Source organism: Corynebacterium nasorum (genome assembly GCF_022347325.1).
GTDB lineage: Bacteria > Actinomycetota > Actinomycetes > Mycobacteriales > Mycobacteriaceae > Corynebacterium > Corynebacterium kefirresidentii.
Genome location: NZ_JAKRDU010000025.1, coordinates 1 through 13,946, shown reverse-complemented (window position 1 = coordinate 13,946; position 13,946 = coordinate 1). Strand labels below are relative to the sequence as shown.

The 13,946-nt window shown below is 57.5% G+C and carries 12 protein-coding genes; 8 read left to right on the top strand and 4 right to left on the bottom strand.

The features are described from left to right. Positions 1–23: 23 nt before the first annotated feature. Both MHK05_RS11515 and MHK05_RS11510 read left to right on the top strand, forming a co-directional pair. Complete coding sequence (locus tag MHK05_RS11515; RefSeq protein WP_239206866.1) at positions 24–1,655, top strand: ABC-F family ATP-binding cassette domain-containing protein; 1,632 nt, start codon at positions 24–26, stop codon at positions 1,653–1,655. A 6-nt stretch (positions 1,656–1,661) separates the two neighbouring features. Continuing rightward, on the top strand, positions 1,662–2,984 hold the full coding sequence (locus MHK05_RS11510) for a DUF2254 domain-containing protein (RefSeq protein WP_239206864.1): 1,323 nt from the start codon (positions 1,662–1,664) through the stop codon (positions 2,982–2,984). A 24-nt stretch (positions 2,985–3,008) separates the two neighbouring features. Here the strand turns inward: MHK05_RS11510 and MHK05_RS11505 are convergent, their stop codons facing one another. Beyond that, positions 3,009–4,373 (bottom strand): PFL family protein, encoded by a 1,365-nt coding sequence (locus MHK05_RS11505; protein WP_239206863.1) that lies wholly within the window; start codon positions 4,371–4,373, stop codon positions 3,009–3,011. Then, the gene (locus MHK05_RS11500; protein ID WP_049360814.1) at positions 4,374–4,643 is read right to left on the bottom strand and encodes an ACT domain-containing protein; all 270 of its coding nucleotides are present in this window, start codon (positions 4,641–4,643) and stop codon (positions 4,374–4,376) included. It lies immediately after the preceding gene. Between the two features lie 102 nt (positions 4,644–4,745). Between MHK05_RS11500 and MHK05_RS11495 the strand changes: the two genes are divergently transcribed. The 5 genes from MHK05_RS11495 (at position 4,746) to MHK05_RS11475 (ending at position 9,118) form a co-directional block, all read left to right on the top strand. Then, positions 4,746–5,420, top strand: coding sequence for an NAD(P)H-binding protein (locus MHK05_RS11495; RefSeq protein WP_239206862.1), 675 nt, complete (start codon positions 4,746–4,748; stop codon positions 5,418–5,420). 21 nt (positions 5,421–5,441) lie between these two features. After that, entirely contained in the window at positions 5,442–6,407 is a 966-nt protein-coding gene (locus MHK05_RS11490; protein ID WP_239206861.1) for a nucleoside hydrolase, read from the top strand. Positions 6,408–6,588: 181 nt separating this feature from the next. Then, on the top strand, positions 6,589–7,299 hold the full coding sequence (locus MHK05_RS11485; RefSeq protein ID WP_239206865.1) for an ECF transporter S component: 711 nt from the start codon (positions 6,589–6,591) through the stop codon (positions 7,297–7,299). Then, positions 7,299–7,991, top strand: coding sequence for an energy-coupling factor transporter transmembrane component T family protein (locus MHK05_RS11480; RefSeq protein ID WP_239206860.1), 693 nt, complete (start codon positions 7,299–7,301; stop codon positions 7,989–7,991). The genes MHK05_RS11485 and MHK05_RS11480 overlap by 1 nt, the downstream gene beginning before the upstream one ends. Further along, complete coding sequence (locus tag MHK05_RS11475; protein ID WP_239206859.1) at positions 7,982–9,118, top strand: P-loop NTPase family protein; 1,137 nt, start codon at positions 7,982–7,984, stop codon at positions 9,116–9,118. Before MHK05_RS11480 ends, MHK05_RS11475 begins: the two co-directional genes overlap by 10 nt. A gap of 74 nt (positions 9,119–9,192) precedes the next feature. Here MHK05_RS11475 and MHK05_RS11470 read toward each other — a convergent pair whose 3' ends face one another. Together MHK05_RS11470 and can are read right to left on the bottom strand one after the other, a co-directional pair. Then, the gene (locus MHK05_RS11470; RefSeq protein ID WP_049378160.1) at positions 9,193–9,768 is read right to left on the bottom strand and encodes a TetR/AcrR family transcriptional regulator; all 576 of its coding nucleotides are present in this window, start codon (positions 9,766–9,768) and stop codon (positions 9,193–9,195) included. Between the two features lie 190 nt (positions 9,769–9,958). After that, positions 9,959–12,772 (bottom strand): aconitate hydratase, encoded by a 2,814-nt coding sequence (gene can / locus MHK05_RS11465; RefSeq protein WP_239206858.1) that lies wholly within the window; start codon positions 12,770–12,772, stop codon positions 9,959–9,961. Positions 12,773–13,099: 327 nt separating this feature from the next. Between can and MHK05_RS11460 the strand changes: the two genes are divergently transcribed. Continuing rightward, complete coding sequence (locus tag MHK05_RS11460) at positions 13,100–13,573, top strand: Rv1476 family membrane protein (RefSeq protein ID WP_239206857.1); 474 nt, start codon at positions 13,100–13,102, stop codon at positions 13,571–13,573. Positions 13,574–13,946: the final 373 nt, after the last annotated feature.

Here is a 13,946-nt window from a genome sequence, read left to right as displayed (position 1 = left end):
GTCAATTGCTAGACTGTTTCTTCGTGATTGTAACCAATGATTTCGAAGTCAGGGTAGGAGCGCGCACGCTTCTCGAAGCCCCAGGGCAGCACTTGCGTGTGCAACCCGGTGACCGCATCGGGCTTATCGGCCGCAACGGCGCGGGCAAGACGACGACTATGCGCATTTTGGCAGGGGAGACCGAGCCCTATGGCGGCTCAGTTACTCGTTCGGGCCCCATTGGTTATTTGCCCCAGGATTCCCGCGAAGGAAATATTGAACAGACGGCGCGAGAGCGCGTTCTCTCCGCCCGCGGTTTGGATGATCTCAAGCGCCGCATGGCCAAGCAACAAGAGCTTATGGAATCGGCCACTGACGATAAGTTCCGGGATAAGGCCATCCGGAAATACTCCCGCTTGGAGGAGCAATTCGAGTCGCTTGGCGGCTATGAAGCCGACTCCGAGTGCGCGCAAATATGCGATAATTTGGGTCTGCCGCAGCGCGTCCTAGACCAGCAACTCAAAACTCTCTCGGGTGGTCAGCGCCGCCGCGTGGAGCTAGCGCAAATTCTCTTTGCCGCTACCGAGGGGTCCGGAAAATCCCAGACCACCCTGCTCCTCGATGAGCCGACGAACCACTTGGACGCGGATTCTATTACGTGGCTCCGCCAATTCCTGTCCAAGCATGAGGGCGGGCTCATTATGATTTCTCACGACGTCGAGCTGCTTGAGGCCGTGTGTAATAAGGTGTGGTTCCTCGATGCGGTTCGCGGCGAGGCCGATGTATACAACATGGGGTATAAGAAATACCTCGATGCTCGTGCTACCGATGAAGCGCGCCGTCGCCGAGAGCGGGCCAATGCGGAAAAGAAAGCATCCGCACTGCAAAAGCAAGCCGCTAAGTTGGGCGCCAAGGCAACGAAGGCCGCCGCGGCCAAGCAGATGCTCCACCGCGCTGAACGCATGATGAGCCAGCTCGACGAGGTACGGGTGGCCGATAAGGTGGCCAATATCAAGTTCCCCGAGCCGGCTCCGTGCGCTAAGACACCCATGAATGCTAAGGGGCTGACCAAAATGTACGGCTCCCTAGAGGTCTTCGCCGGGGTGGATTTGGCCATCGATAAAGGGTCAAGAGTAGTGGTGCTGGGCTATAACGGCGCGGGTAAGACCACGCTGTTGAAATTGCTGGCCGGAGTGGAGCGCACCGACGGTGAAGGTGGCATCGTCAGCGGCCACGGCTTGCGGATCGGCTATTTTGCGCAGGAACACGACACCATCGATCCGGATAAGTCTGTATGGCAAAACACCATTGACGCCTGCCCAGACGCGGATCAGCAGGAACTGCGTAGTCTGCTTGGTGCCTTCATGTTCTCCGGCGAGAAGTTGGAACAACCCGCGGGCACTCTATCCGGCGGTGAGAAGACGCGCCTAGCCTTGGCCGCGCTGGTCTCTAGCCGCGCGAATGTGCTGCTGCTGGATGAGCCGACGAATAACCTGGATCCGATTTCGCGCGAGCAGGTGCTTGATGCGCTCAAGACCTACACCGGTGCTGTGGTGCTGGTAACACACGACCCGGGTGCGGTTAAGGCCTTGGACCCAGAACGCGTCATCATCATGCCCGATGGTGACGAAGATTTGTGGTCCGATGACTATATGGAAATTGTGGAGCTAGCGTAGGAGCATATGAAGACGCTGCTGGAGAGGATGCCCGCCTGGCGGGAGAAATTTTGGCTTATCCCAGCTGTGGCGGTGGCGATCGCCGCAGTGGGTGCGGAGCTGCTTATTGCGATTGGTAGCAATTTCGATGTGGCAGCCACGCCTTTTTATGATGGCAGCGCTGATAGCGCGCAGGGCATTTTGAGCGCCGTAGCTACGTCCTCGCTGTCATTGGCCGGCACAGTCTTCTTCATCACGCTGACCGCACTATCTGGTGTGGTCACGGTGATGGGCCCACGCCTTTTACATGAGTTTTTAAAAGACCGCTCCATCCAATCTACTTTGGCGATCTATCTTGCCACTTTCACCTTTGCGCTGCTGTCCCTCCGCGCGGTGCGCACTGGCGGCGATGGGGAAGAAGAGCACGTTCCTTCATTGAACGTGGCGGTGACGGTTCTGCTGGCCCTCGCGTGCGTGGTGTTCCTTATCTACTTCATTGTGCATATTGCGCAATCGATCAGCATGTCCCACGTGGTTCACGTAGTTGCACAAGACGTAGAGGACCACATGCGCCGACTTATCCAGCGCGGCGAGCAGGAAAAGGAGGCTAAGGCGCCGGGGCCGGAATTTTACGAAGCTGCGGAGAAGCGGCGCAGCAGCGAGACTGGTTACCTTAAATTCGTGGATTATGACGCCATCGCGCAGGCGGCGGCGCAGGAGAACTGCGCGGTGCACCTGGGCGTGGCACCGGGAGACTTGGTGCTGGAAGGAGAGGTCATCGCACACGGCGTGCCGCATTTGCCGGAAGATATTGAGCGTCACATCGTGCTCACGCAGCACCGCGAAAATGCCTCGGCCCACGACCCACGATTTACCGCCCGGCACCTCGCGGAAATCGCCGCCCGCGCTTTGAGCACCGGCGTCAATGACCCCTATACGGTCATAGACATCATTGACCGCTTTACCCAGATTCTTACCGTGATTGGGGATAAGCGGTTGCCGCAGGGCATTGTGCACGTGGCTGGGCAATTCCGGCTCGATTATCAAACCTTTAGCTACGAGGAAATTGTTGAGGCGATGTTCGCGCAGATTCGGCGCGATGCGGCAGATAATGCAGAAATATACCTTAGCCTGCTGGATAACTTGGCCAAGGTCGTTGCCCTGTTGCGTACTGCTGAGCGCCGGGGCGTGCTTGCCGACGCCGCCCGGGCCATCTTCTCCGATGCCCGCCGCCAAGTCGGTGGCGAGGTGGAGCGACACCAGCTGGAGTCTTCTTACCAGCACTTCCAGGCCAACTTAGCCGAATGGGCGGAGTCGGAAAAACCTGGCGAAGAGCACGCCGCGGACTAGGCCGCGGCGCGGTTGCCGCTCTCCTTAGTTGCGGAATCCATGCACTGGGGCGGGGATGAAGCCGCCGCGGTTAATGAACTCCGCATTACCCACTTTATTGACCGGGATTACCGGTGCGTAGCCCAGGAGGCCGCCGAAGCTCACCTCGTCGCCCACCTGGGCGCCAGGAACCGGGATCACGCGTACCGCCGTGGTCTTATGATTCATCACGCCGATGGCGGCCTCGTCAGCAATCATGCCCGAAATGGTCGCGGCCGAGGTATCGCCCGGCAGCGCAATCATGTCAAAACCCACCGAGCAAATGGCGGTCATGGCCTCCAGCTTGTCCATGGAGATAGAGCCGGACTTAACCGCATCGATCATGCCCTTATCCTCGGAGACTGGGATGAAGGATCCAGACAGACCGCCGACGCGGGAGCAGGCCATCATGCCGCCCTTCTTTACGGCGTCGTTAAGCAGAGCCAAAGCAGCGGTTGTACCGTGCGTGCCTACCTGGTCTAGGCCCATGTGCTCAAGGATGTGGGCCACCGAATCTCCCAATTCGGCAGTAGGGGCAAGCGAAAGGTCGATGATTCCGAAGGGCACGCCAAGGCGCTCGGAAGCCATGGTGCCCACCAGTTGCCCGGCGCGGGTGATCTTGAAAGCGGCCTTCTTCACTTCTTCCGCTACCTGGTCCAGGCTCGCCCCTTCAAGTGATCCCAAGGCGCGGTCGACAACACCTGGGCCAGAAACGCCGACGGAGACTACGCAATCGGGTTCTTCGATGCCGTGGAACGCGCCGGCCATAAATGGGTTGTCACCCACAGAGTTAGCAAAGACCACCAGCTTGGCGCAGGCAATGGCGGAATTGTCCTTGGTCAGCTCGGCGGCTTCCTTGATAACCTCGCCCATCTTCCTTGCCGCATCCATGTTGATACCGGCGCGGGAGCTGGCGATATTGACGGAGGAACACACGACGTCAGTCGTAGCTAGCGCTTCTGGAATGGAACTGATGAGCTTTTGTTCCGCGGTGGTCGCGCCCTTTTCTACCAGAGCGGAATAGCCGCCTACGAAGTTGACTCCTACCTCCTTGGCTGCCTTGTCCAGTGCCTTTGCGGCGTCGACGGGGTTTCCTGCTACACCGGCTACTACCAAGGATATTGGGGTGACGGAGATGCGCTTATTCACGATGGGGATACCCAGCTCGCCCTCGATGCCTTCGCATACCTCCACTAGGCGCCCGGCCTGCTGCGTGACGCGGTCATAGATGGCCTGGCAGGTAGCTTCCATGGTGGATCGGGTACATCCAAGGAGCGAGATGCCCATGGTTACGGTGCGGATATCGAGACGATAGTTCTCAATCATCTCGATGGTGTCCAAGATATTAGTGGTATTAAAACGCGTGTTCATTTAAATCTCATTCATGGCGGTGAAGAGGTCTTCGGACTGAATGCGGATGGACTGGTGCTTTTCTTCCGCCACGGGGCGCATATGCTCCTTGATGGTCTGGATGGAGACCTTCTCCGCATCAAATTCGACGCGCAGAATCATGGTGAAGTAGCCGCCCATGAGCGTTTGGGAGACGTCAATGACGTTGATATCGAGTTGGGCAAGGGTAGTGGTCACCGCGGCGATAATGCCGGTGCTATCGGCTCCGGTGACAGTCATAATGGCATACATGCGTGCAATTTTATCTGCTCGCTGCAGCTACCGCCGCCATTTTGCCACCAGCGATGGCCGAGGCGCTGCGGAAAAGAGGCTGCGTTGTTACGGTGGGGAAGTATGACTGATAAGAAGAAGATTCTGTACATCGGTGGACATGGCAAGGTCGGCCTGTTGGCCGCCCCAAAGCTGGTGGAGGCCGGCCACGAGGTCCACTCCCTTATCCGCAACCCTGAGCAGAAGTCTGAGATTGAAAAGCTCGGCGCGACCCCAGTATTGGCCGATATTACTGAGCAGACCGTTGCGCAGTGGGCGGAGCTTTTCGCCGCTTATGACGCCGTAGTGTGGGGCGCTGGCAACGGCGGCCGCGGTGGGGCAGACCTTACGTGGGCCGTGGACCGCGATGGTGCTCTCGCTACCGTTGACGCGATGGAGAAGTTGCAGCAAGAAGGCGAGAATCTGCCTACCTACCTCATGATTTCCTATGTCGGTTCTCAGGAGGCCACCACGGATCCCGCCGACGAGAAGTGGTATGCCTACGTTGAGTCCAAGAAGGAAGTAGACAATCGCCTTGCTCAGGCAGAGTTTCCGCACCTTATCCTCAAGCCAGCGATGCTGACCGAGGAGCCAGCACAGGGGCTGGAGCAGATCGAGGATAAGGCGCTAAAGGAGTCCATGACTTCTTCGCGCGAGCTGGTCGCCGATGTCATTGTCGAGGCCCTCGGCCGCGAAACCCTGCCGGAATCCCCGCTCGCCTTTGTTGATGGCGACAATCCGGTGAGCTCCATCAAGTAAGGCGTTAGACTGGCTGGCACTATGAGTGCCACGCCTCCAGCTGTTTTAATTGATTGTGACCCCGGCATAGATGATTGCCTCGCCCTGATGTACTTGGCGGGTCTTCATCATGCCGGGGATATTGAGCTGGTGGGAGTTACCACCACAGCCGGCAACGCCGAGGCCTATGAGACTGCGGCCAATGCCCGCTGGATCCTGGATTTGTGCTCGCTTGCCCATGTCCCCGTAGCCCCCGGCTTGCCCCGTCCCTTGAAGGTAGATCTCACCACAACCCCTGAGACCCATGGTCCGACGGGGTTGGGCTATGCCACAGCACCTACTACCACGCTGCACCACCGCGATTGGCAGCGACTATGGATAGAAGCACTAGGTGCCCATCACGACCTGCAGCTGATTGTTACCGGGCCGGTTACCAATCTAGCTGCGTTTGAAAAAGCGCAGAGCGAGGCCGCCGCGCAGTTTGGTGCCATTACCATCATGGGCGGCGCGGTTAACTACCGGGGAAATACCACCCCGACCGCGGAATGGAACTTTTGGGTTGATCCGCACGCCGCCGCCCAGCACTTTCATTCATCTGCCCCGCGCGTTCCCACCACACTATGTTCGCTTGAGCTAACAGAGCAGTTTCTCATTACCCCACAGCGCCTAGAAGCGGTCATGGAATTGTTGCACGGACACCCTATGGCACAAATCCTGCCGGATGTGTTGCGCTACTATTTTGAATTCCACCAGGCGCAGGGGGAAGGCTATCAAGCCCAAATCCACGACCTTTTGACATGCATGATCGCCTTGAAGCAGATCGACTTCGAGGTTGTAGAGACTACCGTTGATGTCGAAGCGGAATCGCCGCTATTGCGGGGGACGAGCGTTGCGGACTTGCGAAACCACTGGGGCCGGGCCCACAACGCACGACTGGTTACGAGCGCAGATATGGAAGCCGCGCATCAAGAATGTCTGCGGGGGTTTAGACTATTGGCTTCACGCTAGTGGCTTTTAAAGAGCAGAACCTCTACTATTATTCGCGGCGCACGTGCCGTGCAGAATCGCTTTCCGAGGTGACATAGGAAAGCAGCACCATCTGCGGTCGGCGTATTCTATGCCCTTTTTCTATTTATGGATTTGGATTTTTATTGTGTCACAGCTTTCTCTCACCCCCGCCCGCAAGGCCATGGTCATCGCGGGTGCATTAATCGTAGCCGCGACTTGGATTTACCTGGTGCTTTTGCGCCCCACGGACTGGCATTCTGTTGCTGGTTCGACTGAAGCGCTCGTTACCCTGAGCGGCTATCTTATCGGCGCCGCGCTCCTGCTTGCTGGCACCGTGCCGGCTTTACCAGCGCGAACCATCGCCATCATCCCGGTGGCGCTGGTCCTTAATATTGTCGTTGGTGAAATCATTGGTTCAATCGGCATCCCTCTCTATATCGATTCCGTGGGAACTATCCTGGTAGCCGCGCTTGCCGGTCCCATTGCTGGCTTGGCTACCGGCACGCTGTCTTCTGTCGTCTGGGGCTTGCTCAACCCCGCTGCTTTGCCTTTCGCTGCAGTGTCCGCCGCCACGGGATTCCTATCCGGATTCGTCATCAAGAAGGGCGCATTTACCAAGGTATGGTGGGTCATTCTCAGTGGCGCCGTCATTGGCATTGTCTCCGGCATGCTCGCCGCCCCTGTTGCTGCCTTTGTTTATGGCGGTACTGCGGGCCTTGGTACGGGCGCGGTTGTTTCGCTCTTCCGTGAGCTGGGCAATTCCCTTATCGCCTCGGTTACCCTGCAGTCCTTCATCTCAGATCCCCTGGATAAAGCGCTGGTTTTCCTCATCGTCTGGGCAGCGGTAAAAGCTTTGCCGCAACGCACCCGTGAATCGCTGCAACCACGCTGATGAGTCGCCTTCATCCTGCCACCGTAGTCACCATTGCGGCCTGCGGCTGGATCCTTACCTTGGCGCTGAACACCCCAGTGACGTCGGCAAGCGTCATGCTCGTTGCCCTTGCCTGCGGCACTGTATCTACCCGCAACGCCTCCGTGATTTTGACTACGCTTGCACTGAGCGTGCCAGCGGCCCTTTCCATGCTGGTCATTCATGCTCCCTACGGGGACACCCCAGTTGCGCCTTTGCTTACTGCCGACGGCCTGATGCTCGCCGGTAGCCTCAGCCTCCGCTTCTGTGCGCTCATGGCCTGCTTCATCGCAGCAATGGCGGCGCTGCGCATCGCGGATATCGCCAAATGGCTGCAAATCTCCCGCGCCGGACACAAGGTGGCGTATGTGGTTGGTTCCTCCCTACAGACCTTGCCCCAAGGTGCGCATGCCTGGCGATGCGTCCGTGAAGCCAACCAATTAGCCGGAATCACCATAACCTGGCGCAATACCATCTCTCGCGTCATTATTCCTGTCATCGCTCGCCTCCTCATCCAAGGAACTCAACGCGGCCAAGCCCTGGCCGCTATCGGGTTCGACCAGGAAGGGCAACGCAGCTTATTGCGGCCCGTTGCCGATTCCAGGTTGTCCCGAGTCTTACGCTTCCTCATCCCGCTAGTGTGCCTTGCGGTGGTGATTGCTAGATGGATCTAGCCCACCTTCGCCCCACCCCTGGGGCCATCGTTCAGGTACTCGTCGATCCTGATAAAGCAGTAGAAGATGTTGCGGCGCAGCTAGCGGAATCTTTATCCACCGCAGCAATCATCGGCACGGATGCTTCCGCACAAATTAGTTTCCTGCGCGAGACCTGTATTGAAGAAGTAGTACTAGGCTTGGAAAACGCGGGTGTTCCTGCGGAGGAGATGCAAGTCCGCGGGGAGCATATGCTTAGCGCAGTGGGCCTTTCTGCCTACTGTGAACATGACCCCGCGCAGCTGTCTGGCGGCCAAACTCGCAGATTAGCCGCAGCCTGTGTGGCCATCCGCGAGCCCGTGATCATGATCATTTGTGAACCCGCAGCTGGCCTCGATTCAGAGTCGCGCGCACAAGTGATTAACCTTCTGCAGGCAATGCCGCATACCTGCGTTATTGCCGTATCGAGTACTACCTGGCCAGAGCTAGGCGGAGAAATCATAGGAACAGAACCACTCGTAGCACCCCTCAACCTGCCGCGGGTATATGCGCGCGGGAGGCAGGGGAGCATAGGCCCGCTAATTGCCCAGCGAGGACCAAAGAAGAAAAGGTGGTGGCAATTTTCCCAGCCCACCGGAACAACCTTTAGCGTCGGACCCGTAGAAATCCCCACCGTGGAAGCCGGGGTGACGTGGTTGCGCGGTGATAATGGTAGCGGTAAAACGTCGCTCTTGCGCGCCGCCGCCGGGCTTGATGGCGGGGGAGTTGTACGAAATCTTCCCGCCCTTGCTATGCAGTCGCCGTTTGACCAGGCGGCATTTTCCACAGTGGAGGAATTTGTACCCAATGAAGCTTTGCGCAACCTGTTGGGATTAAATCCTGCTGATCATCCCTTAGATTTGTCATCATCACGCCTGCGGCTTGCGCAAGTGGCCCACGTTATTGGGCAGCACCGCCAGAAGGTGCTGCTCGACGAGCCAGATACCTTGCTTTCCGCCGCGGACCGATGGCTCATGCACCAACTAATCCACTACGGCCTACAGTCCGGCAGTGCCTTAGTGGTTACCTGCCATGATCCGCAGTTTGTGGCGGAAATATCGACCTACGCCCAAGTCACGGAAAAGAAATTACCGTCACCGCGCCGCTGAGCCCATGCTAAAAGCTCCCGGCTATTGCGTGTTTCAAGTAACAAGCAGCCGGGAGCAGGACTGTTCAGACGGGATTAAGACAGATCCGCCTGACCGCCACGGATAGATTGCTCTACTAAGTCAAGGACTTTTTCCAGCTCTGCGGTTTCGCCCAAGGCGAGCCGGTTGATGAACCCATCCATAAACACCTCTAGATAGATAGCCAAGGTGTCGATTTCAACATCATCGCGCAGGCGGCCCTTGTCCGCATTGGACGCCAAGCGTGCGCGCACGGCCTCGCCACGAACCGACTGGTTTTCCTTCCACCTAGCGGCGAAGGAAGGATCAGTGCGGAGGAGGGATGTGATTTCCAAGCGAGTGGCTAGCCAATCGTGACGCTCAGGATGTTGGAGCATCTCACGCATTACTTCAACCAAGCCATTGTGGGCTACGACCTCGGCCTGACGAGCGGCATCTTCTTGCGCCAAGGCAAGAAAGAGAGACTCTTTGTCACCGAAGTGGTGAAAGATTGCGCCGCGGGACTTGCCCGTTGCCTGTTCTAGTAGACGAACTGTAGCTCCCTCATACCCGTGCTCTGCAAAACACCGGCGAGCGCCTACGAGAATGTCGTGCCGACGGCGGCTGAGTTCAGATTCGCTGACGATTGGCATAGTAGGCAACTCTCCTTAATGGGGAACGTCTAAAGAATAATAAATCAGTAATTTTGAATAAGAATAAAATCTATGCGACGAAAAGCGGGGCCGCAGCGCCCTCTACTGGGGAGGGCGGTGCAACCCCGCGTTATCGACCGAACCTAGGCCCTTAGCCCTTCAGGGGGCTTAAGGATTGTGCGAAAAGCGCCTAGCTCTTGACCATCTGGCGCAGGACGTACTGCAGGATGCCGCCGTGGCGGAAGTAGTCAGCCTCACCCGGGGTGTCAATGCGGACGTCAGCGTCAAACTCGACGGTTTCGCCGGACTCCTTGGTGGCGGTGACGTGGACGGTCTTCGGGATGGAGCCTTCATTGAAGGCGGTGATGCCCTCAATATCGAAGGTTTCAGTGCCATCCAGTCCCAAGGACTCGTGGGACTCGCCCTGTGGGAACTGCAGTGGGATAACGCCCATGCCGATCAGGTTGGAGCGGTGGATGCGCTCGAAGGACTCAGTGATTACAGCCTTTACGCCAAGCAGGTTGGTGCCCTTTGCAGCCCAGTCACGGGAGGAACCAGTGCCGTACTCCTTACCAGCGATGACTACCAGCGGAATGCCGGCTTCCTTATAGTTCTGGCAAGCATCGAAGATGAAGGCCTGTGGGCCGCCTTCCTGGGTAAAGTCACGGGTGTAGCCACCAGTGACATCGACCAGCTGGTTAGCCAGGCGAATATTCGCAAAGGTACCGCGCATCATGACCTCGTGGTTACCACGGCGAGAGCCCAGGGAGTTGTAGTCCTTGCGTGCAACGCCGTTTTCATCAAGGTACTGCGCAGCCGGGGTGCCCGGCTTAATAGCGGAAGCGGGGGAGATGTGGTCGGTAGTGACGGAATCGCCGAGCTTCGCCAGAACGCGCGCCCCCTTGATGTCTTCAAGCGGGTTTGGCTCGGTAGGCATGCCATCGAAGTAAGGAGCCTTGCGGATGTAGGTGGAATCCTCATCCCACTTGAAGGTCTCGCCTTCCGGCACATCCAAGTTGCGCCAGGCATCGTCGCCCTTGAAGACGTCGGCGTAGTCAGCCTCGTACATCTCACGAGAGATGGCAGACTGAATGGTGTCCTCGATCTCCTGCGGGGATGGCCAGATGTCCTTCAGGTAGACATCGTTGCCTTCCTTATCCTGACCCAGGGGCTGTGCATCAAAGTCAAAGTCCATGGTGCCGGCAATGGCGTAGGCAATGACCATGATTGGGGATGCCAAGTAGTTCATCTTGACGTCCGGAGAGATGCGGCCCTCGAAGTTGCGGTTACCGGAAAGTACCGCGGTGGCGGCAAGGTCATTTTCATTGATGGCTGCGGATACCTCATCCGGCAATGGGCCGGAGTTACCGATACAGGTGGTGCAACCGAAACCGGAGAGGTAGAAGCCCATTGCCTCGAGGTCCTTCCAGAGATCTGCACGCTGGAAGTAACCATCAACAACCTGGGAACCAGGGGCACAGATGGTCTTAACCCACGGCTTGGACTGGAGGCCCTTTTCTGCTGCCTTGCGAGCAATAAGACCTGCGCCCACCATCACGGATGGGTTAGAGGTGTTGGTACAGGAAGTGATGGAGGCGATAGCAACCATGCCGTGGTCCAAGGTGAACTCGCCACCATTCTGGGACTCAACGGTAATCGGGTTGGAGTGACGGCCCTTTGCACCAAGAGCGGAGGACTCGCCGTGGCCTTCGCGGGCCTTGTTCAAACCGCCGGTGACGTCTTCCATGGCCGGAGCGCCGCCTTCTGCGGACATGCGCTTTGCCTCAACAGAGGTTTCGTCGACGCAAACCTCGTCGGTGGTGTAGTTAGCCAAATCCTTGCGGAACTGCTCCTTGGCCTCGGTCAGCAGGATACGGTCCTGCGGGCGCTTTGGACCAGCAATGGAAGGAACGACGGTGGACAGGTCCAGCTCGAGGTACTCGGAGTACTTTGACTCCGGGGCATCCTCTTCCAGCCACATTCCCTGCGCCTTGGCGTATGCTTCAACGCGGTCAATCTGCTCCTGTGGGCGTCCGGTGAGCTCGAGGTACTTGGTGGTCTCCTCATCAATTGGGAAGATTGCCGCGGTGGAACCGAACTCAGGGGACATGTTGCCGATGGTGGCGCGGTTAGCCAGCGGAACGGACTTGACGCCGTTGCCGTAGAATTCTACGAACTTCTGGACAACGCCGTGCTCGCGCAGCATCTCAGTGATGGTAAGTACGACGTCGGTTGCGGTAACGCCGGTGGGAATCTCACCGGTCAGCTTGAAGCCGACGACCTTCGGGATGAGCATGGATACCGGCTGTCCAAGCATCGCAGCCTCTGCCTCGATGCCGCCAACGCCCCAGCCAAGAATGCCCAGGCCGTTTTCCATGGTGGTGTGGGAGTCGGTACCGATACAGGTATCAGGGTAAGCAAGGCCCTCGTTGTCGAATACAACGCGGGACAGGTACTCGATATTTACCTGGTGGACGATGCCGGTTCCTGGAGGTACAACGCGGAAGTTGGAGAAGTTCTCAGCACCCCAGCGAAGGAACTGGTAGCGCTCTTCGTTGCGCTGGTACTCAATTTCAACGTTCTTTTCCAGTGCATCGGTGGAGCCGAAGGCCTCAACGATGACGGAGTGGTCAATAACCATCTCAGCTGGGTTGAGCGGGTTGACCTGATCCGGAGTACCACCCAAGGCAGAGACAGCCTCACGCATGGTAGCAAGGTCAACAACGCAAGGAACGCCGGTGAAGTCCTGCATGAGGACGCGTGCTGGGGTGAACTGGATTTCGGTGTCTGGCTCTGCTTCCGGGTCCCAGTTTGCCAGGGCGTTGATGTGGTCCTTGGTTACGTTCTTGCCGTCCTCATGGCGCAGCAGATTCTCTGCTAACACCTTGAGGGAGTAAGGCAACTTCTCCAAGCCGGAGACGGAGTTGATGTCAAAGTAGTCATAAGACTTGCCGTTGACGTCAAGGGTCTTCTTGGCCTCGAAGGAGTTCAAGCTTTCAGTCACAGGGAGCTCCATTCCTTGTTGATAAACAGTGTGTTCTGTTTGGTACTCGTCGTCTGTCGTTACCGCGGGGCGGTGCTCTGCGTCTTCGGTCACTAAAGTGACAGGACGCGACCATGGGGCCCGCAGTGCTGAAGGCGACAAAGAACGCGATGGTTCACCTAGATATTGTAGAGGCTAAAACCTTCGGTCGCTGCCATTGTAACAGTACAAGCGTTCTGTTTCACCTTTTCGGGAAAACCGGCGAGTTGAGGAGTTGGGTCGCTTCTAGCTGCCCGTATCTTGGGGGAGAAGTAGTTTAGGGGCCCTATATATAAGGAAGGGATTCGCATGGTTCCCGCAGGGGTAGATATATCTGACTTGGCGAATCAGCTCAAAGACGATGGCGTGGCCTATACGGCCACGGCGCTTAGCCACGATGCCACACTCAATGCGGATGTGAGCAAGGGGTTGCGGGACGGCGACGGTGTTGCCGTAGTTGATGTGATGAATGTTCGGGCCCCCGACGTCCGCGACATCGCCCAAGAGCTTCAAGATGCCACGGGATTGAACACAGTCATTGTCCAGACCCCACAGCATGTCTCTTCGGTCAGTGATACTTATAGTCGAGCCGATATTGAGTCAGTACAGGCGCAACTGGCGCCCGGGCTTTACCAGGTGGACCTACTGGCTAAGTACTACGGGGGACTAGACCAAATCAGCTTCCCGGTGGCAACAATTGTGGGTGCGGTTGCTGTGATTGCTGTGTTTGTCTTGGTTAGCTCTTTCATAGTGGCAAACCGACGCAAGTCTGAAGGGCTGTAAGCGGACCCCAGGGGCATGAAAGGCAGGGCGCCTCGACATTGAGCGCTGGATCCGAGATTCCAAGTAACGCCTCTTGAACAAGGTGGAGACTGTAGGAAAATAGGTTTGTTCGAAAAAGTTTCAGATAAGTAGCTGAAACTTTTGCGAACCGTTTTAGGAGAAAAGTAATTTACGTAAAGACCGCCAGGGGATGGGCTAGAGGTGCCGGGCGGCGATAAACAAGTTGCTGTCTCGTTTATCCGTAAGGGTGATGAAGGCGTCTAAAAGTTGGGCGCCGAAGCAGGGGCCCGTATCCGATGACAAAACGATTAGGGGTGTCGGTGAAAGGTGCGGGAAGGGCAGGGGAGGGGACAGGGTCAACTCTTAGGGGTTG